The organism is Micromonospora yangpuensis (assembly GCF_900091615.1).
GTDB lineage: Bacteria > Actinomycetota > Actinomycetes > Mycobacteriales > Micromonosporaceae > Micromonospora > Micromonospora yangpuensis.
In genome coordinates, this window is record NZ_FMIA01000002.1 from 3929054 (window position 1) to 3951574 (window position 22521).

Annotated in this window: 17 protein-coding genes and 1 pseudogene; 4 read left to right on the top strand and 14 right to left on the bottom strand. The window is 72.7% G+C overall.

From position 1 onward, the window contains the following. Positions 1-42 precede the first annotated feature (42 nt). Positions 43-555: an SRPBCC family protein gene (locus tag GA0070617_RS17775; protein ID WP_217628830.1), complete on the top strand. Its 513-nt coding sequence runs from the start codon at positions 43-45 to the stop codon at positions 553-555. Here the strand turns inward: GA0070617_RS17775 and GA0070617_RS17780 are convergent. From GA0070617_RS17780 to GA0070617_RS17815, 8 genes are all read right to left on the bottom strand, one after another. Next, positions 519-1523, bottom strand: coding sequence for a carbon-nitrogen hydrolase family protein (locus GA0070617_RS17780; protein WP_217628831.1), 1005 nt, complete (start codon positions 1521-1523; stop codon positions 519-521). The two genes, GA0070617_RS17775 and GA0070617_RS17780, sit on opposite strands and share 37 nt — an antisense overlap. Then, positions 1520-2341, bottom strand: coding sequence for a flavin reductase family protein (locus tag GA0070617_RS17785; protein ID WP_091439416.1), 822 nt, complete (start codon positions 2339-2341; stop codon positions 1520-1522). Before GA0070617_RS17785 ends, GA0070617_RS17780 begins: the two co-directional genes overlap by 4 nt. After that, positions 2338-3312, bottom strand: coding sequence for a formylglycine-generating enzyme family protein (locus tag GA0070617_RS17790; protein ID WP_091439419.1), 975 nt, complete (start codon positions 3310-3312; stop codon positions 2338-2340). Before GA0070617_RS17790 ends, GA0070617_RS17785 begins: the two co-directional genes overlap by 4 nt. Beyond that, positions 3309-5270 (bottom strand): WD40 repeat domain-containing protein, encoded by a 1962-nt coding sequence (locus GA0070617_RS17795; protein WP_091439423.1) that lies wholly within the window; start codon positions 5268-5270, stop codon positions 3309-3311. The genes GA0070617_RS17790 and GA0070617_RS17795 overlap by 4 nt, the downstream gene beginning before the upstream one ends. Continuing rightward, positions 5261-7168: an outer membrane protein assembly factor BamB family protein gene (locus GA0070617_RS17800; RefSeq protein ID WP_091439426.1), complete on the bottom strand. Its 1908-nt coding sequence runs from the start codon at positions 7166-7168 to the stop codon at positions 5261-5263. The genes GA0070617_RS17795 and GA0070617_RS17800 overlap by 10 nt, the downstream gene beginning before the upstream one ends. Further along, on the bottom strand, positions 7165-7629 hold the full coding sequence (locus GA0070617_RS30650) for a PepSY domain-containing protein (protein WP_091439430.1): 465 nt from the start codon (positions 7627-7629) through the stop codon (positions 7165-7167). Before GA0070617_RS30650 ends, GA0070617_RS17800 begins: the two co-directional genes overlap by 4 nt. A gap of 225 nt (positions 7630-7854) precedes the next feature. Further along, positions 7855-9153, bottom strand: a complete 1299-nt coding sequence (locus GA0070617_RS32415; RefSeq protein ID WP_425312204.1) for a snapalysin family zinc-dependent metalloprotease — start codon at positions 9151-9153, stop codon at positions 7855-7857. Between the two features lie 41 nt (positions 9154-9194). Continuing rightward, complete coding sequence (locus GA0070617_RS17815) at positions 9195-10394, bottom strand: RtcB family protein (protein ID WP_091439436.1); 1200 nt, start codon at positions 10392-10394, stop codon at positions 9195-9197. Positions 10395-11003: 609 nt separating this feature from the next. Here GA0070617_RS17815 and GA0070617_RS31595 point away from each other — a divergent pair. Continuing rightward, a complete protein-coding gene (locus tag GA0070617_RS31595) occupies positions 11004-11942 on the top strand; it encodes an alpha/beta hydrolase (RefSeq protein ID WP_229688575.1) in 939 nt (312 codons plus the stop codon). Between the two features lie 127 nt (positions 11943-12069). On the opposite strand, the gene GA0070617_RS17830 is transcribed toward GA0070617_RS31595, so the two are convergent. The 3 genes from GA0070617_RS17830 to GA0070617_RS17840 form a co-directional block, all read right to left on the bottom strand. Further along, complete coding sequence (locus GA0070617_RS17830; protein ID WP_091446601.1) at positions 12070-12894, bottom strand: M15 family metallopeptidase; 825 nt, start codon at positions 12892-12894, stop codon at positions 12070-12072. A 32-nt stretch (positions 12895-12926) separates the two neighbouring features. Next, complete coding sequence (locus GA0070617_RS17835; protein WP_373868409.1) at positions 12927-14171, bottom strand: D-alanyl-D-alanine carboxypeptidase family protein; 1245 nt, start codon at positions 14169-14171, stop codon at positions 12927-12929. Between the two features lie 239 nt (positions 14172-14410). Continuing rightward, entirely contained in the window at positions 14411-15790 is a 1380-nt protein-coding gene (locus GA0070617_RS17840) for a D-alanyl-D-alanine carboxypeptidase family protein (RefSeq protein WP_373868408.1), read from the bottom strand. A 371-nt stretch (positions 15791-16161) separates the two neighbouring features. On the opposite strand from GA0070617_RS17840, the gene GA0070617_RS30655 reads away from it, so the two are divergent. Next, positions 16162-17418 (top strand): hypothetical protein, encoded by a 1257-nt coding sequence (locus GA0070617_RS30655; RefSeq protein WP_175440574.1) that lies wholly within the window; start codon positions 16162-16164, stop codon positions 17416-17418. A 74-nt stretch (positions 17419-17492) separates the two neighbouring features. Here GA0070617_RS30655 and GA0070617_RS17850 read toward each other — a convergent pair whose 3' ends face one another. Beyond that, complete coding sequence (locus GA0070617_RS17850) at positions 17493-18224, bottom strand: MerR family transcriptional regulator (RefSeq protein ID WP_091439445.1); 732 nt, start codon at positions 18222-18224, stop codon at positions 17493-17495. Positions 18225-18402: 178 nt separating this feature from the next. On the opposite strand from GA0070617_RS17850, the gene GA0070617_RS17855 reads away from it, so the two are divergent. Continuing rightward, the gene (locus GA0070617_RS17855; protein WP_091439447.1) at positions 18403-20685 is read left to right on the top strand and encodes an ATP-binding cassette domain-containing protein; all 2283 of its coding nucleotides are present in this window, start codon (positions 18403-18405) and stop codon (positions 20683-20685) included. 125 nt (positions 20686-20810) lie between these two features. Here the strand turns inward: GA0070617_RS17855 and GA0070617_RS17860 are convergent, their stop codons facing one another. Both GA0070617_RS17860 and GA0070617_RS17865 read right to left on the bottom strand, forming a co-directional pair. Continuing rightward, positions 20811-21401: a hypothetical protein gene (locus GA0070617_RS17860; RefSeq protein WP_091439449.1), complete on the bottom strand. Its 591-nt coding sequence runs from the start codon at positions 21399-21401 to the stop codon at positions 20811-20813. 363 nt (positions 21402-21764) lie between these two features. After that, positions 21765-21899: pseudogene (locus GA0070617_RS17865) on the bottom strand (TilS substrate-binding domain-containing protein); the annotation flags it as partial. Positions 21900-22521 lie beyond the last annotated feature (622 nt).

Genomic DNA, 22521 nt, shown 5'->3' on the forward strand with positions numbered 1-22521 from the left:
GGACAGAGGGCGGCGACGTTGCGTTATGCCGACGGACCTTCGGTGACCTGCGAGATTCACGTCGAGACGGATCCGTCGAAGGTCTGGGAGCTGGTGACCGACATCCACCTGCAGCCCCGGCTCAGTGCCGAGCTGCAACACGTGGAGTGGCTCGACGGGGCGGACCGGCCGGTGGTGGGGGCGGCCTTCCTCGGCCACAACACCCACCCGCTGCTCGGCCGGTGGCGGACCGCCTCCCACGTCACCGAGTGTCAGCCGCCCCGCGTCTTCGGCTGGGTGGTGACCGACGTGGACGGCAGGTTCGCCGGTTCCGACGACGCGGCGGACCGGTCGTCCCCGGCGGCCACCTGGCGGTTCGAGCTGGCGCCCGAGGCGGCCGGCACCCGGGTACGACAGTCGGTGCGGATCGGTCCCGGCCGCTCCGGGCTCAGCCTCGTCATCGATCGGAGCCCGGAGCGTGAGGAGGAGATCGTGGCGGCCCGCCTCGACCAGCTCCGCGCCGGCATGGAACGCACCCTTCAGGGCATCAGGGCCCTCGCCAAGTATCCCGCCTGACCGTCCCGCACGCCCCACCGCCCACCGGGGCCTGGCTCTGGCGGTAGTTCGGCGAGCATGCGCAGGAAGGCGCGGACCCGGACCAGGTCGGCGGGGTCCAGGTCGCAGCGCAGCAGCGCCGCACCGGTGCCGGGGACGGCGGCGACCCGGCGGCCGTCCGGTGCCCAGAGGGCGGTGCCGCCCCGGCAGGGCCGGTCGGGTGGTCCGCCGACCGGGTTGACGAACGCGGTGTAGCAGGTGTTCTCCAGGGCCCGGGCGGCCAGGTAGATGGCGGCCCGGTGCTCGGCACCGGCGGCGAAGGCACTGGCACAGAGGTACGCGTGGGCACCCGCGAGCGCGGCGGCGCGGGCGTGCTCCGGGAAGGACATGTCGTAGCAGATCGCCGGGGCGACCTGCCAGCCGTCGACAGCCACCAGCGCGCCGCCGGCCCGCCCGGGGGCAGGCCCACCGGCCCGCCCCGGAACGGGACCACCCGTCCGCCCGGGGGTGAACAGGGCCCGCTCGTCGTGCCAGAGGTGCTGCTTGTCGTAGCCGACCCGCACCCCGGTGGCGGCCACGACCAGCAGTGAGTTGGTGAGCCGCCCGTCGGGGTGCCGTACCGCCGCGCCGACCAGCACGGTCACGTCCCGGTCGACGGCGACCTCGACCACGGGGGCCAGCCGGTCGTCGACGACCCACCCGCTCTCGTCGGCCGCGACGGCGGCGGCGGTCACCCCGGGCAGGTCGTACCCGCACAGGTGCAGCTCGGGCAGGACGACCAGCCGGGCGTCCCGCCGGGCGGCGCGGAGGGCACCGGCCGCCGCCCGGCGGGAGTTCTCGGCGACCTGCCCCGGCACCGCCCGGGCCTGCACGACCGCCAGCCGCAACGGCTCCACCGGCAACCGCGACAGCTCCACCGGCAACCGCGACGGCCCTGCCGGCAGGGGCACGGGCGAGGGCACCGGCGGGGACGAGGGCAGGTCGGTCACGGCCCGACCGTCGCTTCCCCGGCCTGCGCGCCGTCGCGTTCCACCCGGACCCGCAGGCCGACCGGGCCGGTTGCGGGCAGCGCCGTGTCCGGCAGGGCGACCTCGACGAGCAGGTCACCGTGGCGGTCCGCCGGATACCGGCCGAGTCGGGTCAGCGCGCCGTCCGGGGCGAGCAACGAGATCCGCCACTGCGGCGTCGACCCGGCCGGGACGGCGGGACCGGTGGCGGCGACGCGCAGGGTGCCGTCGGGCAGCAGTCGGGTCGCGGTGAGGATCCGGGTACGCCGTACCGGGTCGCCGAGGGCGTACATGGCACCGTGTTTGACCAACGGACGTACCGGCTGCTCCGGCAGGTGGGCGGCGACCACCTCGCCGACGTACATGGTGTGCACCGGCATGGGCACCACCTGGCGCAGTTCGCACTCCACGGCGAGGACTCCGCCGCGTACCCAGGGGGTGTGGGTCCCGGGGGCGAGATCGACCGCGACGCTGGTGGTCTTGTCGACGTCGGTGACCGAGCAGCTGCCCGCGAAGTCGGCCAGGGCGGCCTGGTCCTCGGCGCAGAAGGTCACCGCCCACCGGCCGGCCGCGTCGATCAGGTCCCGGCTGGCGGTTCGCGGCCCGAGCACCACGGCGACGTAGAGCGGGTCCTTGTTGACGAAGTACGACCACTCGGCGCTCATCACGTTGGTGCCCCGGGGTCCGGGCACCGCGACCAGCCCGACCGTGCTGGTCAGCTTCTTCCACAACGTCGGCGGCAGCAACGTCGGCGGCAGCGGTGCCGGAGACACCGGCGTGGGCTGCGGGTCGGGGCTCATCGGGGCGGCTCGCCGGTGGCGAGGCGGAACCCGACCGGGTACAGCGGGCCGGGGTGGGCGCCGTGGCGGCGGCGGGTACGGGCCAGGTCGCCGTAGCGGGCGAAGCTGCCGCCCCGGGCCACCCGGTACCGCCCGACCCGGGTGACCAGGTCGTCGTGGACCGCCCGGCCGCCCGGGTACGGACGGTAGTCGTCGGCGACGTACTCCTCGACGTTGCCGGCCAGGTCCAGCGCGCCGCACCAGCTCCGGCCGGCCGGGAACGCCCCGACCGGGCTGGTGGTGTGCAGGCCGGTCTCCCGGGTGTTGGCCGCCGTCGGGTCGAACCCGTCGCCCCAGGGAAAGTCGGTCCGCCGTGGTCCGGCCGCGGCGTGCTCCCACTCGGCCTCGGTGGGCAGCCGCCACGGATGCCCGGTGCGCCGGGACAACCAGGCGGCGTACCGGTCGGCGTCGTCGGCGTCCACGCCGGCCACCGGGTGGTTGGCCCGCTCCCACGGGTACGCCCCGAGGTACCAGGTACGGGGTCGGCCGGCGGTGGGCGTGTCGGCGAGGTAGCGGCGGTACTCGGCGTTGGTGACCGGGTACCGGGCGATCCAGTAGTCGGCCAGCTCCACCCGGTGCACCGGGGTCTCCTTGTCGATCCACTCGGCGGTCACCCCGACGTGGGCCCAGGCGGCGGCGACCGGGGCGACCCGCCGCGGGTCGAGTCCGATCTCGACCTCGCCGCCGGGCACCGGGCAGAGCGCCGGCCGGTCGCCGATCCGGGGGTCGCCGAGCAGGGCCAGCAGCCCACCGGCGGTGAGCCGGTCGGCCAGCGGCGCGGTCACCTCCTCGACCAGGGCCGCCAGGCCGGCCGGCCCGTGCGTCGACAGCCGGGTGACCACCGCCGCCGACGCGACGGGCCCCTCGGCCAGGTCGGCCTCCTCGGTGAAGTGGGCGGCCCCGGCCGGTTGCGGGGCCCGCAGGTCGGTCATGGTCTCTCCTCCGGATGCTCGACCGACGGGTACGCCGGGGTGGTGCGCGACGGATCGTCGCGCCGGTGGGCGGAGGACTGTCGCAGCAGGCCCGCCACGGTGAACGCCCGCTGGACGTACGGTTCACCGCTGCCGTCGAGGGCCACCACGAGGATCGTCCCGTCCCAGCCGGCGACGGCCACCCGGTGGGAGTCCAGCGCCGCGATGCAGGACAGCCCCTGCCGGAACTCGGCCAACAGCCGACCGGACCGCAGGCTCGCCGAGGTGTCGGCCCAGTCGACCGTCCAGGCGTACAGGCCGAAGTCGTAGGAACCGGCGAGGACGGTGGGCCGGTCGGGGTCGCCGAGCAGGCCGACGCACTTGACCGACTCGTCCGGCCCGAGCAGGGTCTGCCGCTCGACCACCCGCCAGCCGGACCCGTCGCGTACCAGCCGGCCGACCTTCACCGTGTGGTCCCGCGAGGCGCTGGCCACCACCGTCGGGCCGAGGGCGGCCACGGCGTTCACCAGGTTGCCGTGTTCCCACAGCACCCGTCGGTCGGTGCGGGTGCCCACCGCCACCGTCCGGTCGGTCGAGGCGGAGAGGAACCCGCCGGGCAGGGCCACCAGGGACTTCACCGATCCGCCGTGCGGCAAGCCCACGCCCGCACCGACCGGGTCGCCCCCACCGCCGACACGCCTCCCGTCGCCGTCACCGGCGACCGAACCGTCATCGCCGTCGGTGACGGCGACCAGGTCCCCCTGGTAGGTGCCGGCGACCACGCCGTCGGCCGTGGCGCAGAGCGCGGGCACCGGGGCCCGCAGGTCGACCCGGCCGACCGGTCCGCCGTCCGGGGTGTCGCGCCAGCTCAGCACCGTACCGGCGTACGTGCCGGCGTAGGTGACGCCCCGGTGGGTGGCCAGGGACAGGATCGGGCCGTCGGTGACCTGCCGGCCACGGGTCGCCGAGGTCTGCGGGTCGACCGCCAGGACCAGCCCCGAGTCGCAACCGACCAGCAACTCGCTGCCGGTCCAGGCCAACGCGTTGGGCCCGTGGGTCACCCCGACCGGGCCGGCCAGTTCGGCCCCGGTGCTCAGGTCGAACAGGTGCGGTCCGGTGGCGAAGCTGCCCGCCGCGATCAGGCCCCGGCCGACCGCGACCGACCGTGGCCACACCCGGGCGTCGTCGATGCGCCGCAGCCGTTGCCCGCAGACGTCGAAGACGTGCACCGACCCGTCGTAGGCGCCGACGACGAGACACGAGTCGTCGTCGGACCAGTCGACAGTCCGGGCCGCCGAGGTGGAGACCGCCATACTGAGCAACAGGTCCAGCTGGGTGGTCAGCAGGTCGACCCGCCCGTCGTCGCGGGCCACCGCGAGGATCTTGCCGGACCGCGACCAGGCGCAGCCCTCCACCGAGACGTCGTACGTGCGTCGCGCCGGCGCATCGGAGCCGACCAGGTCGTACACGCTCACCAGGCCGTCCTCACCGACGGTGGCGACCAGGCCGTGCCGGCTGGCCGCCACCGCCATGCAGTGTGCGGCGTGCGCGCCGACCTCACCGAGGAACGTTCCGTCGACGGCGTGCCACAGGGTGGCCCGGCCGTCCTCGGAGACGCAGACCAGCCGCTCGCCGTCGGGCAGCCAGGCCACCGAGTTGACGTCGTCGGTGTGCCGGGCCAGCGTGTTGAGCAGCGACGGCGGCTCGTCGTCGGCAAGCCGCCACACCGCGACCGTCTTGTCCGCCGAGGCGGTGGCGAGCACACCGGCGTCGGTGGGGTGCCAGGCGGCGGCGTTGACCAGCCGGCGGTGCCGCAGTCGGTGCCGGGCCACCGGAGCCGTCGGGTCGGCGGTGTCCCAGACCAGCACGGTCCCGTCGTACGAGCAGGTGGCGAGCCGGTCCCCGGCGGGCCGCAACGCCACGTGGGTGACGGGCGCGGCGTGTCCGCCGGGGTGTTCGTCGAGGTCGATCACGCGCACGCGGTCACCTCCGGCCGGTCGTGGGCGGTCAGCGTGTAGCGGGCCGGGTGGCGGGGCAGCCACCGGTCGCGCAGTTTGGCCAGCGGCGCGCCGCTTGCGGTCTTGTCCAGCTGGTACGTGGAGAGCAGCCCGCCCCGCGCCCCCACCACCAGGTACGGGGTGCCGGTGGCGTCCCGGGCCACGGCGAGCGCCTTCGGGTAGTCCGGCAGGTCCTCCAACAGCCCGACGAAGGTCGCCGTGGCGTGCTCGTAGGCGGCCACCTGCATGCCGTACGAGCTGGCGTAGACCATGCCGTCGGCGATGACCGCGTTCTCCACCGTGTTCGAGAGCAGCTTGGACCAACGGCAGGTCACCCCCAGCCCGACCACGATCTCCTTGAGCCCGCCGTCGCCGACGACGTACACCCGGCCGTCCTGCACCCACATCCGCTTGGGGTACTCCCCCTGGTCGAAACGCCAGGTGACGCTCCGGTCGTCAGCGGAGAGCACGACGATCACCCCGTTGCGGGTGACCAGCATCAGCTCCCCGTCGGGCAGGTGGACCCCGGCCCAGACCGGCAACCCGTCGACGCCGTGCCAGGCCAGCGTGGCCCCGTCGGCGGCGTTCAGCTCGACCGCGCCGGCGTTGGTGGTGACCAGCACCCGCTCGCCGCGTTCGTCGACGGCGACGGTGTGCGGCAGCGCCGGCAGCGGCGTACTCCATCGTCGGTGGCCCTCGCGGTCGAGCCGGAACGCCCGGTGGTCCCGGGTGATGCCGACGACGCCACCGGGCAACGCGGCGACCCGGCGGGTGAAGCCGAAGCCGGTGACGTGCTCGGCGGTCACGGTCAGGGTCGGTCCGGCCCGGTCCTCGCCGACGGCGACCAGGGCGACCCCGGTGTCGGTGGCACACCACACCACCGCCGGGTCCTCCACGGCGGGCTGCAGGTCCCAGACCGCCTGCCGGCGGAAACCCATCCCGGCGACCAGGTCACCGGCGGCGTCGAGGTGGACCACCTCGCCGTCCTGACAGAGCAGGTACACGTCCCCAGCCGGGGCCACGGTGCAGTCGACGAGCTGGTGGGGGAAACCCGTGACGGTACGTTCGACGCGCAGCTGCCGCTCGGTGTTGTCGAAGATGTGCAGCTCGCCGTCGAACCCGCCGCTGTAGGCGCGGCGGTGGTCCGGGGAGAAGACCACGAACTCCACGTCGTCGCGGGCGAAAAGCAGCTCGGCCTCCTGCTGGCCGGTCGGCGAGACCACCACCACGCCGTTGGCCACGTCGGCGGTGACCCCGGCGCCGAAGTCCTGGGTGGCCCAGAACCGGTCGTGCCGCCGGTCGTAGCGGACCCGGTGGATGTTGCCGTCGTCGAGCTTCACCACCTCGTCGAAGGTCAGCGTGTCGAAGGACCCGAACCGCAGGTTGCCCTTCTTGTCGCTGATCGCGTGCCGGGTGGGATGCTCGGTGCAGGCCCACTCCATCGGGCTGGGTCCACACAGGTTGGGCCGGATGTCGAGCACCTCGAAGGTGGCCAGGTCGATCACCAGCAGCTGATGGTGGTAGCCGCTGGTGACGTGGACCCGACCGGCCCAGATGCCGATGCCCCGCGAGCTGACCGGGGAGGGCTCCTCCCCGGTCAGCAGCGCCGAACGGTCACAGACCGTCGCCGGGTCCAGCCGGTCGACCAGCTCCAACGTGGCCAACCGCCAGCGCAACACCGCGCCCATCCGGTCCTTGCCGACGACCCAGCCGTCGGCCACGGCCAGCCCGTAGACGGGCCGGCCGTGGCGGACGAACGGCGACGAGCGCACCAGCCGCAGGTCGTCGTCGAACAGGTGGATCCGGCCGTGGATGTCGGAGGCGAGCAGGCCGTGCCCCTCGACGTACAGGATCCGGATGAGCCGGTCGGTGACCGTCACTTGTTGGCCTCGACGCCCTGCCGGACCGGGCCGTCGTCGTCATCGTCGTCATCGTCGTCGTCATCGTCGTCATCGTCGTCGTCGTCATCGTCGCGGTCGCGCTCGCTGCCGTTGGCGCTACCCGTCGAGCCGCCGCCGGTGGAGCCGCCGTTGCTGACCGAGATGACCTGCCCGGTGAAGGCGTCGATCACGGCCGTCCGCAGTTGGTTGCCCCGGACGAACTGCACCCGGTAGAGGGCCTGCCCCTCCTGCTCGGCCAACTGGACCCCGGCCAGCCGGCCGCCGCCCACCCCACGCAGGGCCGCGTCGCCGGCCTGGGCCGAGGTGAGCATCCGGGGTGCGGCGGGGGTGGCGCAGGACGCGGCCTCCCCGGTGGCGGAACCCTGCTCGGTGGCGACCGCGATTCCCGTGCCGCCGATCAACAGACCCGCCGTTACCGTCGCCAGTACTGCCTTGCGCATCGAAGCCTCCAGTTCGTTTGGGCCTTACGAACCGGACTTACGAAGGCTGCGGCGCGGCGGTCGAACGGTTGGCCGAAGCTTGCCCGAGTCCTCGCCATCTCCTGGTTTTCCTGGCTATCTCCTGGTTTTCCTGGCCGTCCCCTGGCATTGGCCGTCACCCGGCACGACGGAGCCGACGGGGAGGCCGGTGGTGGCGTCCCCGTCGGCTCGGCGGCGGTCGGTGGCTCAGGCGGCGGGCAGGCCACCCACCTGGGTGTTGATCCAGGTGCGGATCGACGGCAGGTCACCGTAGATGGACGGGGCGGTGGCGCAGGTCGAGTCGTTGTTGCCGGACCGGCTGGTGGCACCGATCAGGTTCCACACCCCGTTGACCCGGCGCACCTGCGGCCCACCCGAGTCGCCGTAGCAGGCACCGGAGTTGCCGTTGGTGTTGTTGGTACAGATCTCGTACGTCGCGTTGATGCCGCCGCACCGGTTGTCGGCCACGATCGAGGTGTCCAGCTCGTTGGCGACGCTCGGTGCCGAGCCACAACCACGCGGGGCGCAGGTCTGCCCCCAACCGATGATCCGGGTGGCCGTGCCGACCGCACCCGAGGTGGTCGGGATCGGCGCCGGTGCGTAGCTGACCGAGCTGGCCAGCTGCAGCAGCTTGACGTCGATGCTCGGGTGGTTGACCGCCCGGGTCACCCTGACCACGGTGCCGCCGCTGGTGCGGTTGACGCTGCCCACCCGAACCGAGGCCGGGGTGCCGCAGTGCTTGGCGGTGACCGCCCAGTTGGCCTTGATCAGCGTGCCGGTGCAGCCGGAGACGTACACCATGAAGGGGTAGTTCTCGGTGGCCGGCCGGCCACCGACCACCAGCGGGGTGACCTCGCCGTCGGCGGTACCCGCGCCGGTCCAGGTGAAGCTGCCCGTGGCGGCGACGGCGCTGCCGGCGAAGTTCCGCTGCACCTGGGCCGCCTCGGCGGCGCTGGGGTTGGCGTTGCGGCAGGACACCGGGGCACTGCTGCCGGACATCAGGTCGGAACAGAGCCCGGTACGCCGGTCGGGCAGCCCGAGGATGTGCCCGATCTCGTGGGTGGCGATCCGGGTCCGGTCGTACCCCTGGTTGACAGCCTCCCAGCCCATCCAGACCCGGCCGTTGCCGAGCGAGGTGGTCTGGGCCCGGGGCCAGCCGTTGTCCACGTAGATGGTGATGTTGCCCGGGGTACGGGGAGCGAGCTGGACGTTGCTCACCGAGCTGTTCCAGATCCGGGCCGCCGCGTCGAAGTTGGTCCGGAACTCGCCGGTACGGCTGGCGTCGTAGTAGACGGTCCGTACCGCGGCAGCGGCCGGCGCCGCGGCCACGGCCGTCAGCCCGGTCGCCGCCAGCGCGGCCGCGACCAGGGCTGTCGCCGCCCGCAGCAGGTGTCGTCGCACCATCGCACACTCCCTCGGTCCCGCGACGGCACAGCACCGCCGCGTATCGATGCGTGCTGATGCTAGGTGTGTCAGTGTCCGGCTGTCGTATACCGTTTGCGTCATACCTGGACGCCCCGACGCGGCGCGTGGGGGTCGGCGTACGGTCAGCCCTTCACACAGACCACCTGCTTGAGGTGCGCCACCACCTCGACCAGGTCCTGCTGCTGCGCCATCACCTCGGTGATGTCCTTGTACGCGCCGGGGATCTCGTCGACCACCCCGGCATCCTTGCGGCACTCCACCCCGGCGGTCTGCGCGGCCAGGTCGGCGGTGCTGAACGTCCGCTTGGCCTGCCCCCGCGACATCCGCCGACCCGCGCCGTGCGACGCCGAGCAGTACGCGTCCGGGTTGCCCTTACCCCGCACGACGTACGACCCGGTGCCCATCGAGCCGGGGATGATGCCCAGGTCCCCCTTGCCGGCCCGGATCGCACCCTTCCGCGTCACCAGCACCTGCTCGCCACCGTAGGTCTCCTCGGCCACGTAGTTGTGGTGGGCCGAGATCGGCTCGTCGAAGCCGACCGTCGGGAAGCGCTCCCGCACCACGCCACAGAGCAGCGCCACCATCATCGCCCGGTTACGCCGCGCGTACTCCTGCGCCCACCACAGGTCCCGCCGGTAGGCGTCCATCTCCGGCGTACCGGTCAGGAACACCGCCAGGTCCCGGTCGGGCAGGTCGGCGTTGTGCGGCAGCCGCCGGGCGACCGCCATGTGCCGCTCGGCCAGCTCCTTGCCGATGTTGCGGGAGCCGGAGTGCAGCATCAGCCAGACCCGGCCGTCGTCGGCACCCCCGGACTCCAGGCAGACCTCGATGAAGTGGTTGCCGCCGCCGAGGGTCCCCAGCTGCTGCCGAGCCCGGGTCTCCAGCTTCGCCACCCGGGAGTCCAGGGTGGCGAACCGCTGCCAGAAGTCGCCCCAGCCGCCCTGCTCCAGCCCACGTACCCGCCGGGGATCGACGGCGTCGGCGTGCTTGGCGAACCCGACCGGGATCGCCGCCTCGATCGCGCCACGCAGCGCGGCCAGGTCGTCCGGCAGGTCGGCGGCGGTCAGCGAGGTACGCACCGCCGACATGCCACAGCCGATGTCCACGCCAACCGCGGCCGGCGAGACCGCCTGCCGCATGGCAATCACCGAACCGACCGTGGCCCCCTTGCCGAAGTGCACGTCGGGCATCACCGCGACACCCTGCACCCACGGCAGTGCACCGATGTTACGCAGCTGCCGGGCCGCCTGCGCCTCGATCGTGTACGGGTCGGTCCAGACCCGGACCGGCGCCCGGGTACCCGGCAGCGGGGTGAAACTCACGATTGCTCCTCACGTCGTGCCGTCGACGTCGACGGCGGTGGACCAGCCGGTGCCGGCGGAATCGGCAAAGGCTGGACGGATCAGCCGACGACCGGCCCGATCAGGACCGGTCGTACGGGTCGGACGATGGCGAATGGGCGACCCGACCCGCGTACCGGAGTCGTTCCGGCTACCCAGGACGGACCGGATCGGGTCAGGCTGACCTCGCCCGGTCACCGGGCGGCCCGGCCGCTAACCGCGTCGGGGCGCGGCTGGCCGCTAACCGCGTCACGGTGCGGCCCGGCCGTTATCCGCGTCAGGGTGCGGCCCGGCCGTTATCCGCGTCGTGGTGCCGAACCGGCGGGCCCGGGGCGCGGATGTTGCCGCTCCGGGCCGCGCCCAGGTCGCAGCGGGGCACCGGGGCACGGCGTGACACGCCTGATGCGGGTGCTGAGCAGCTGCGGCACGGTGGGACTCCCCGGTCGGCTCGATCGGACGGTACCCGTCGACGGTAGGCAGATCCGGGGCACCCCGCAACGGGATTCCCGGCAGGATGGGTCTGCTGAGCCCGCCGACCATGCCGGCTCGGCGGCCGGTGCCCCGTCCACCCATTCGTTAGCCTCGACGGTCATGGCGCGGATCCGTTGTGACTTCTTCTCCGAGACGCTCGGCCTCAGCACGTCGATGACGGTGCTGCTACCGGAGCGGGCCGCGACGCAGATCGGCATGTCCGGCAGCACCCGTACCGGTGATCCGCCGGTGCTCTACCTGCTGCACGGCCTCAGCGACGACGACACGACCTGGCTGCGCCGTACCTCGGTCGAGCGGTACGTCGCGCCCCTGGGTCTGGCGGTGGTGATGCCGCAGGTCGCGCGGAGCCTCTACGCCGACCAGGAGTACGGCAGCCAGTACTGGACGTTCCTCAGCCAGGAGCTACCGAAGGTCTGCCACTCGTTCTTCCGGCTCTCCCGCCGCCGCGCCGACACCTTCGTGGCCGGGCTCTCCATGGGCGGGTACGGCGCCCTCAAGTGGGCGTTGCAGCAACCGGGACGGTTCGCCGCGGCGGCCAGCCTCTCCGGCGCCCTGGACCTGGCCTCCCGTCACCGGCACCCGCAACGCCCTCTCGATCCGGCCACCTGGCACGCCGCCTTCGGCGACCGGACCGTCCGGGGCACCGACGACGACCTGCTGACCCTGCTCGACCGGGCCACCTCCGTGCCCACCCGTAGCCGTCCCGACACCGGCAACACTGACGGAGCCGGCCACGGTGCCGGTGCCGCCAGTGGTGCCGGAGCCGAAGCCGGCCGCGGTGCCGGTGCCGGTAGTGTTGCCGGTGCCGGCAGCGATGGTGACCGCGCTGATGGAGACGGCGGGCTGCCGGCGCTCTGGATCGGCTGCGGTACCGGCGACTTCCTCTACGACGACAACGTCCGCTTCGCCGACGCGCTCCAGCGGGCCGGCGTACCGGCCACGGTGGACTTCTCCTCCGGCGGGCACGACTGGGAGTACTGGGACCGCGCGATCCGCGACGTGCTCGCCTGGCTGCCGCTGGCCCCCACCACCGACTGACCCGACCGACGCCTGTCCCCACCACCGACGGCCGTCCCCACCGCGCCGAAGCCCATCGCGTCACGCCCGAATCCAACTGTGAGAGGGGTACCCCGCTCTACCGAATGCGTTAACAGGGGGCCCTTCCTTACCTGCGGAGGGAGGTGCGGGTGATCGGGAAGTCGAAGTACGTCCCGGGGTACGGCTCGTCGGTGAAGCGGTAGTGCCACCACTCACGGGGGTAGTTGACGAATCCGCCCTCGGTCATCAGCCGCCGCAGCAGCAGCCGGTTCTCCCGGGCGGCACGCGGGACACCGGTCGCGGCGGTGGCCGCGAGCGGGTCGAAGCAGTCGAAACCGGTGCCCATGTCCACACTGTCGTCGGGGTACCGCAGTGCCTGCGCGGCGGTGCAGGCCACCGGGGGCGTACCCGGCGCGGCTGGTGGTGAGGTGACGGCTGGCAGGGCGACCAGGGTCAGGTCCACCGTGCTGCCCCGGCTGTGCGCGGTCGGCGCACCCAGGTACCCGGCGTCGAACAGTTCGGACTTCGCCACCCGGGGATGGAACTCCGGACCGGTGTCCGGCCCACCCGGTTGGCGGGCCCAGGCCACGATGTCGTCCACGGCGCGTTGCGGGCGGTAGCAGTCGTACACCTTGAGGGTGTGACCCTGCTCGACGGCGGTGGCCTGCACCCGGCGGAGCGCGTCGGCGGCCGCCCTGGTGAGCAGGCAGAGCGGCTCGCGGTAGCCGTCCAGCGGCCGGCCGACGAAGTTGTGCGCGGTGGCGTACCGCAGGTCGGTGCGGATGGTCGGGTCGACGTCGGCGAGGGCCACCACGTCCGCCGGCGCGCGCGGCTCGGCGGAGGCGGTGGGTGTCGGCGGTGGCTGTGGCGGGTGCCGCTGGCAGGCGGCCAGCAGCACCGCGGCGACCAGGCCCAGGACAACGACCAGGCCCAGGACAACGCCCCGGCGCATGGCCGGACCACCCACGCACGCTGTCGCCAAGGTCAGCCGGGGTCGGCGTCGCCACCGGTGGCGCGCAGGGGTCGACGGCGGCGGCTGAACAGGGAGGTCAGCAGGCCGGTGCCGACCAGGCCGACCGCGACCACCAGCAGGGTCCACCAGCGGCCGACGCGGGCCAGCCCGTCACTGTGGGTGGCCGCCCGGCCGGTGTCGACCACCGGCAGGGTCGCCCCGGTGGTGGGGCTCGGAGTGAGCGTCTCGCCGGGAGCGACCAGCCGCCCCACCGAGGCGTCGCGGGGCAGCGCGAACCCCCAGTCGAGCAGGGTCGCACCCTGCTGCCAGCCGCGTTGCCGGTCGACCTCCGCGCCGAGCAGGGTGACCACCAGCCGACGGCCGCCCCGCTCGGCCGCGCCGACGTAGGTGTGCCGGGCCAGGTCGGTGAAGCCGGTCTTGCCACCCAACGCTCCCGGGTACCGCTGGATGAGCTGGTTGTCGTTCTGGATCTCGTAGCCCTTGCGGCGCAGCGCCGGCTGGGCCGGCACCCGGGCCCGCTCGGTCAGCTCGTACCGGCGGAACCGCGCGTCGGCGAAGCAGGCCCGGGCGATCAGCGCCAGGTCGTAGGCGCTGGTGAACTGCCCCGGGCCGTCCAGCCCGGACGGGGTGACCGCGTGGGTCTGCAACGCGCCCAACCGTCGGGCCTGCTCGTTCATCGCCCGTACCCCGCCGGGCAGCCCGTCGGGGCCACCGCCGAGGCGGGCCAGCAGGTTGGCCGCGTCGTTGCCGGAGGTGAGCAGCAGCCCGAGCCAGACGCTCTCCAGCGGGTAGTGGCCGCCCTCGACCAGCCCCATCGCGGAACTGCCCGGCTCGATGTCCACGTCACCGTGGGTCGCCGTCACCAGTTGGCCCGGGTCCAGTCGCGGCAGCATCGTGGCGGCCAGCAGGAGCTTCTGCACGCTCGCCGGGGTGGCGTACTCGTGCGGGCCGCAGCCACCCAGCACCGCACCGGTGTCCAGGTCGGCGACCAGCCACGAGGTCGCGCTGACCGCCGGTGGCCGGGTCGCCCCCGCCGGGGCCACCAACCCGGGCGTGGCCAGGCCGGTCCCACCGACGGTGCGCGACACCGGGTCGACCCGGGGCGGGGTCGGTCGCGGTGGTCGCGTGGCGGGCACGCTCGGACAGGGTACGGTCGCCGACCCCGGGTCCGGGGCCGCGACGCCGGTGGCGGGTACGCCGAACGACGCCAGGAGCAGCGCGACGGTCAGCACGGCGGCCCGACGGCAACCTCTCACGCCCTCACGCTAACCGCGCGGCGGTGCTCCGGTGGCCGGTCGGCGGATTCGGCCGTTGCCGCTGGTTCCGACGAATCGGTGGACCACCCCCAGAAGGATCTTGGAAGAAGACGGCCCCTCCAGGAGGCACTTCCTTTCCAAGATCTTTCCCGCCGCCGCACAACGACGGGAAGTCACCGCTCCGGCAACACCGCGCCACCGGCCACCACGGGTCATCGTGCGCCACCGGCCACCACGGGTCACCGTGTCCGGGGCCGGTCGGTGCGGCGTCGGCGGCGTACCAGCACCAGCCCCAGCACCAGTGCGGCCAGGGTGGCCGTGCCGGCGGCGTACCCGATGGTCAGCGGGCGTCGGTCGGCGGCGCTGTCGTCACGGGCCGGACGGGCGGCGGCCGGGCGGACGGTGCCCGCCGGCAGCGGCTCCGGCTCGGCCGTTACCCCGGTCGGGGCCGGGGTCGCACCGTCCAGCTCCCCCGGCTCGACGAGGCGCCCGACGGTGGCCTCCCGGGGCAGCGAGAAACCCCAGTCGAGCAGGGCGGCACCCTGCTCCCAGCCGCGCATCGGCCGGGGTTCCGCGCCGAGCAGGGTGGCCACCAGCCGGCGGCCGTCGCGTTCGGCCGCGCCGACGTAGGTGTGCCGGGCGTAGTCGGTGAAGCCGGTCTTGCCGCCCAACGCACCCGGGTACCGGTAGATGAGCGGGTTCTCGTTCTGGATCTGGAAGCCCTTCTGCTTCAACGCGGGCTGGGCGGGGATCCGGGTGCGCTCGGCTCGGGCGTACCGGCGGAAGGTGGGATCGGCGAAGCAGGCCCGGGCGATCAGCGCCAGGTCGTAGGCGCTGGTGAACTGACCGGGACCGTCCAGCCCGGACGGGGTGACCGCGTGGGTCTGCAACGCACCGAGCCGCCGGGCCTGCTCGTTCATCGCCCGCACCCCGCCAGCGGCACCGTCGGCCCCACCGCCGAGGCGGGCCAGCAGGTTGGCTGCCTCGTTGCCGGAGTTGAACAGCAGTCCCAGCCAGACCGTCTCCACGCTGTAGCGGCCTCCCGCCACCAGGCCGACGGCCGAGGAGTTCGGGGCGATGTCCAGGTCGGCGGGGGTCGCGGTGACGATCTGTTTCGGGTCCAGCCTCGGCATCATGGTGGCGGCCAGCAGGAGCTTCTGCACACTCGCCGGGGTGGCGTACTCGTGCGGGCCGCAGCCACCCAGCACCGCACCGGTGTCCAGGTCGGCGACCAGCCACGAGGTGGCGGTGATGGCCGGTGGCGCCGGCGTGCCGGGCGGGACCACCAGCCCGGCGGTGTCGAGTGCGGCCCCACCGACGACCCGGGCCGGCGGTACCGCCGGCGGCGGGGTCGGTCGGGGCGACCGGGTGACCTTGGGTGCGGCCACCCGTGGGCAGGGCACCGCCCCTCCGGCGGCGGCCGCCGTATCGTCCGGGGTGACCGCCCCGGACGGCGGCGACACCGGAGCCGGCGTCCCGGGACCCGGCGCGGCAGCGAACGGCACGGCAGCGAACGGCCCAGCAGCGACTGGAGTCGCGGCTGTCGGCGCGGCAACGGCCGGAACGGGAGCCGTCAGCAGGACGGCGGCCAGCATGGCGGCCGGGAGCCGAACTCTCATGGGGTGACCCTAACGCCCGGTGATGTCGTGGCTGACTCAGCTCGACAGGCGCTGCCGAAGGTCACCTGGGGCTCCTCTGTGCACAGCCGAGGGCGGCCGACAAAAACAATCCGCGCGTCGTTGAACTCCTCCCGCGCCGGTTCCGTATCCATCGCCGGAAGGACGGAACAGCGGGGTCCGCCATTGCCGGAGCGGACCCGGGGCAATTCCGGGCAACGGATCGCAGGCGTCGTACGCCTCGATCCACTGCCATGGTGGTCACCATAGCCAGTGGTGCCCGAATACCGTTCCCGCGCCACATCGCATCGCCGTTTCCGCAGGCAGTCACGCCCATGTTGACTGCATCGGCGGGTCAGTCAGAGGAGAGGTACATGGCCAGGCGTACGCAGAAGAACGCCGTCCTGAAAATCGCCGGTGTCGGTGCCTTCGCGGCGCTGCTGCTCGGCGCGGGACTGCAACTGGCATCTGCCGACGACAATTCGGCGACCGCCGTGTCGGTGACCTGCCCGACCGTCGCCGACAAGCTCGGAGCGGTGCCGGCGGCCGCGCAGGCCGGTGTGGACCAGGAGCTGCGGAACCTGGAGAACCAGATCGCCAACGTCAACGCCCGCCTCGCCCGGGAGCCCGGGGCCGCCCAGCAGCAGCTCGGTGACATCGCCGGCAAGCGCAACGCGGTGCTCGAACGGATCACCCTGAACATCACCCGGGTCGGCGGCACCGCTCCGGCCGGCCTGCAGGGCCTGGCCGCCTGTGCGCTGTCCAACGGTGCCGCCAGCGGCAACCCGAACGCGGGCAGCAACAACGCGGGCAACGGGAACAACAACGCGGGCAACAACAACGCTGCGGCACCGGCCGGCGCACAGACGGTGAACTGCCCCGACGTGTCCGGTCGCATCGGCGCGGTGCCGGCGGCGGCGCAGGCCAACATCGACCGGGAGCTGGCCGCCCTGCAGCAGCAGATCAACGAGGCCAATGCCCGGCTGGCCCAGCTCGCCGTCCGCCCCGAAGGCGGCCCCAACTTCGTGCAGCTGGCCATCCTCGGCCCGCTGGAGGACAAGCGGATCGCCGTACTGGACCGGATCCGGCAGAGCTTCACCCGGCTCGGTGCCGCCGCCCCGGCCGGCCTGGACGCCCTCGCGACCTGTGGGGTGAACGCACCGGCCAACGCCGGCAACGCGGGCAACGCGGGCAACAACGCCGGCAACGGCAACGCCGGAAACAACAACGCCGGCAACGCGGGCAACAACGCCGGTAACGGCAACGCGGGTAACGGCAACGCGGGCAACGGGAACGGCAACGCGGGTAACGGCAACGCCGCACCGGCCGGCGCCCAGACGGTGAACTGCCCCGACGTGACCGGCCGCATCGGCGCGGTCCCCGCCGCCGCGCAGGCCGGCGTCAACCAGGAGCTGGCCAACCTGCAGCAGCAGATCAACGAGGCCAACACCCGGCTGGCCCAGCTCGCCGTCCGCCCCGAAGGCGGCCCCAACTTCGTCCAGCTGGCCATCCTCGGCCCGCTGGAGGACAAGCGGATCGCGGTGATCAACCGGATCGCCACCAACATCGGCCGGGTCACCGGCGAGCGCCCCGTCCCGCCGCTGGAGCTTGCCACCTGCGGCCTGAACTGATCACAGACGTCCCGGGCGGGGACGGTGACGGGCGGTACCCGATCCGGGTGCCGCCCGTCGCGCCGTCCCGGCCCTCAGTCGGTCAGGCCGAGTTCCACCAGGTAGTCGTGCAGAGCGGACGACCCGCGCAGTCGCCGTAGGCTGCGCCGGTTCAGCTCCTGCTCCCGCCGGGCGAGTTCGGCCCGGACCCGCTGCGGGCTGCCGGTGGAGCGGATCTCGTCCAGCACCGCGTGCACGATGTCGAACGGGTAGTCACCCCGGCGCAGTAGCGTGACTACCTGCGCGGCCCGCAGCTCGGCCTCGTCGTACACCCGGTAGCCGGTGCCCGGTTGGCGGGTCGGGCGCAGCAGGCCACGGGCCTCCCAGACCCGCAGCTGGGAGGTGCGCACGCCGACCAGCGCGGCCACCTCGCCGATGCGGCTCCCCCGACGGCGTACCGGTGCGGGAGCCGGGCCGGCCACCACGGTCTCGAAGGCGGCCAGCACCCGACGGATGTCGGCCCGTTCCCGGTCCAGCTCCGCGTGGCCGCCGTCGAGCGACGCCAGCGCCGCCGCCGGGTCACCCCGGTGGACCGCCGCCATGATCTCCCGGGTACGCGTCCAGCCGTGCCCCTCGGCCACCTGCCGGGCCACGGTCAGCGCCCGGGCGTGCGCGGTGGTGAAGACGCGGTAACCACTCGGGGTACGCGACACCGGTGGCAGCACCCCGAGGTCGACGTAGTTGCGCACCTGCTGCACGGAGATCCCGACCGTCGCCGCGAGGTCCACGCCCCGGATCCGACCCCGCTCGTCCGCCCGACCCGTCACCGGCCAAGCCTAGCGACTCCACGTGCGGTTGAGACTTTCACCGTCATATCGGCGGCGGACGAGCGTTGACGATCTTCCAAACCCTCTACGTGAAGTTGAGTGAGACAATTGAATGCGGCCAGGCCGGTACCGGGTACCGGCGGGATCCTCCCTGCCCAGAATCTCGCGAAGGGTTCGCATGCAGCAGCCAGCACGGTCCGCCGCCGACAGTCACGACGTGATCGAGGTACGCGGCGCGCGCGGGAACAACCTCGCCGACGTCTCGGTCGACATCCCCAAGCGTCGCCTCACCGTTTTCACCGGGGTCTCCGGCTCCGGCAAGTCGTCCCTGGTCTTCGGCACCATCGCCGCCGAGTCCCAGCGCCTGATCAACGAGACGTACAGTGCGTTCCTCCAGTCGTTCATGCCCAACCTGAGCCGACCCGACGTGGATTCGTTGCGTAACCTCAGCGCAGCGATCGTCGTCGACCAGGAGCGGATGGGTGCCAACTCCCGGTCCACCGTGGGCACCGCCACCGACGCGTACGCGATGCTGCGGATCGTCTTCAGCCGGCTGGGCGAGCCGTACGCCGGATCGGCCGGCGCCTTCAGCTTCAACCTGGCCGAGGGGATGTGCCTGACCTGTGAGGGCCTCGGCCGGGTGTCTGACCTCGACGTGGACGAGCTGGTCGACCGGGAACGCTCCCTCAACGACGGGGCGATCATGGTGCCGAACTTCGCCGTCGACTCCTGGTACTGGCAGCAGTTCGCCCACTCCGGGCTCTTCGACCCGGACGTCAAGCTGCAGGACTACACCCCGCAGCAGTGGCAGGACCTGCTGCACAAGCCGGCCACGAAGCTCAAGGTCGGCAGCAGCACCATCACGTACGAGGGCCTGGTGGTCAAGGTCCGCCGGTTGTACCTGGTCAAGGACCGGGACTCGATGCAGGCCCACATCCGCGCCTTCGTCGACCGGGCGGTCACCTTCGCCACCTGCGCCGACTGCGGCGGCACCCGCCTCAACCAGGCTGCGCTGGCCAGCCGGATCGCCGGACGCAACATCGCCGAGTGCGCGGCGATGCAGATCAGCGACCTGGCCGAGTTCCTGCGGGAGGTGGCCGATCCCGAGGTGGCACCGCTGGTCGGCACCCTGCGGGAGACCCTGGACTCGCTTGTGGAGATCGGCCTGGGTTACCTCAGCCTGGACCGCGAGTCGGCCACCCTCTCCGGCGGTGAGGCGCAGCGGGTCAAGATGGTCCGCCACCTCGGGTCCAGCCTCAGCGACGTCACGTACGTCTTCGACGAACCCACCGTCGGGCTGCACCCGCACGACATCGCCCGGATGAACGACCTGCTGCTGCGGTTGCGGGACAAGGGCAACACCGTGCTGGTCGTGGAGCACAAACCGGAGACGATCGCGATCGCCGACCACGTGGTCGACCTCGGGCCGGGCGCCGGGCCGGACGGCGGGCGGATCTGCTACACCGGTGACGTCGCCGGGTTGCGGCGCTCCGGCACCCGTACCGGCCGACACCTGGACCATCGGGTCACCCTGCGGGAGACGGTTCGCCGGCCCACCGGTCAGCTGCCGATCCGCGGCGCGGACCTGCACAACCTGCGGGGCGTGGACGTCGACATTCCGCTCGGGGTGCTGACCGTGGTCACCGGCGTGGCCGGGTCCGGCAAGAGTTCCCTGATCCACGGCTCGTTGCCGCGCCGCCGCGGGGTGGTGGTGGTAGACCAGTCCGCGATCCGCGGCTCCCGGCGCAGCAACCCGGCCACCTACACCGGTCTGCTGGACCCGATCCGGACCGCCTTCGCCCGGGCCAACGGCGTCAAGGCGGCGTTGTTCAGCGCCAACTCCGAAGGGGCCTGCCCGACGTGCAAGGGCATCGGGCTGGTCTACACCGACCTGGCCATGATGGCGGCGGTGGCCTCGGTCTGTGAGCAGTGTGAGGGGCGACGGTTCACCGCCAAGGTGCTCACCTACCGGCTGCGGGGCAAAAACATCAGCGAGGTGCTCGCCATGTCGGTGGTCGAGGCCCGCGACTTCTTCCCCAGCGGTCCGGCCCGGGTCATCCTCGACCGGCTCACCGACGTCGGTCTGGGCTACCTCAGCCTGGGCCAGCCGCTCACCACCCTCTCCGGTGGCGAACGGCAGCGGCTGAAGCTCGCCATCCACATGGCCGAGCGGGGCAGCACGTACGTGTTGGACGAGCCGACCACCGGGCTGCACCTGGCCGACGTGGACCAGCTCCTCGCCCTGCTGGACCGGCTGGTCGACGCCGGCAACACCGTCGTGGTCATCGAGCACCACCAGGCGGTGATGGCGCACGCCGACTGGATGATCGACCTCGGGCCGGGCGCCGGGCACGACGGGGGCCGGGTGGTCTTCACCGGTACGCCGGCCGGACTGGTCGCCGACAGCGACACCCTGACCGCCCGTCACCTGCGCGAGTACGTCGGCCACAGCCGGCAGTGAGGCGGAGCGCCACGGCTGGTCCGGCCCGCCGGTCCCGGGCCGCTGCCGGGTGTGGGGACGCCGTTGGCCGGTACCCCCCGGGTGGGGGGTACCGGCCAGTCGGCCTTGAGCCTGTATCGCGGGGGTCAGCTGTTCCAGTGCTCGGCGACCAGGTCAGCGGCCTGCTTCTCCCACTGCGCGTAGTGGTCCGGGAACGCCGACACCTGCACCGTCTGCGCGGCCCTGGTCAACGACATGTCCTCCCAGCCATCGACCTGCTTCAGACCCTTCAGGAACGCCGTGGTCGCATACTGCGGATCGGTGATCTGCTCCACCGTCCCCCAACCACTGGACGGACGCTGCTGGAACAAGCCCTGCGAGTCATGGTCGTTACGGTCACCCAGATGACCCAGGTTCTCCAACTTCGACTCCTGCAAACTGGTAGCGATCGCCACCACCGCGGCCCGCTCGTCCATCCCGGCCTTCTTCGTCGCCGCGATGATCTCCTTCGTGTTGGCCACCTGCTCGTCGTTCAACTCGATACGCGACTGACCCGACGGCTCACCATGCGGCAGCAGAGCCGCCGTGTCCGGCTTCGACTCCTGCACCGCAGCCACCGGAGCCAGACCCGACGTCACCGGGGTGGCGTCCTGATGATTCAGCGGACCCGCCGCCAGACCACCGGCAACCGCCAGACCCGCAATACCCAACACACTCCTACGAATGATCGTCGTCATGAGAAAGCTCCAACCTGGGGGTCGACACCCACACCACAAGGGGAAAAACACCGGTGCGGATGCGAGCACCACGAGGCGCCCACCAACAAGACAAGGGGGAAAGATCCCGCCGACCGGGAGCAGAGAAGAACACCGCTCACCGCGCCGGGTCCAGATGCAACGACCGACCACCCACCGTCATTCCCCGGCGGGCCCACCCGGCCCGGCCCGCAGGCCGAACCGCCGAGCTACTCGGTCGTACGCAGGGTGTAACGACCCCCGGCCCGCACCCATTCCGGCCCCACGAACCCGACATTCGGCCCTGAATCACCCGAAGACTCCCCGGAAAACCGGACGTCGAGGTCGCCGACCGACGACCCGGAATCACCGGTCTTCGACGACGAGCCGCCCGTCACGTCGGACCACCCGCAGACCACCCGGCAGATGGACCGCCCCCTGGCCCCGCCAGGCGGTCACCAACGCGTCGAGCGCGGCGACATGCCGGTGCGACAGAGCGGCGGCGAAGTCAGCCTGGCGCTCGGCCGCCTACGGGTGCGCCACGCCGTCCGACCCCGCGCCCGACCGGCAGACGGCGACGTCCTTGTCGTAGTGGTCTCGGACGGGTTCGCGGACGACATCCGACACTTGCCGACATGCGTGACGACCGTTTTGTCCTTGATTTGGCCGGGTGTCACGACCACCGAAAGAGAGCGGGGCCCCGGACAGGTGCCGACGCGGAGCTCGTCCAGCCGCCGCCGACGTCCCGGTGGCAACGCGCCCCCACCACGCGGTCGCAACCCGCCCCGCCCGTACCGAAGCGGTAGATCTTGGACACTTACCGTCCTATTTGAACGGTAAGTGTCCAAGATCTACGAACTGCCCACCCGCTGCGAAGCGCGGCTCCGGGGGCGAGGTCGCCTGGATCACCGTTGCGCCGACGGTCCGGATCGGCCCACCGACCGGCAGGACGGACGACAGCTCAGCAACCGGCGGAATCGGGACATCGGCCCGCCGGCCGGCGGGGCAGACGACGGCCCACCGACCGGCGGGACTGAGGTCGGCCCGCCAGCCTGCGGCACGGGCGCCGCCCACCGACCGGCGAAACGGACTCGGTTGCCACGCACGGGAACGTGCCGGGCAG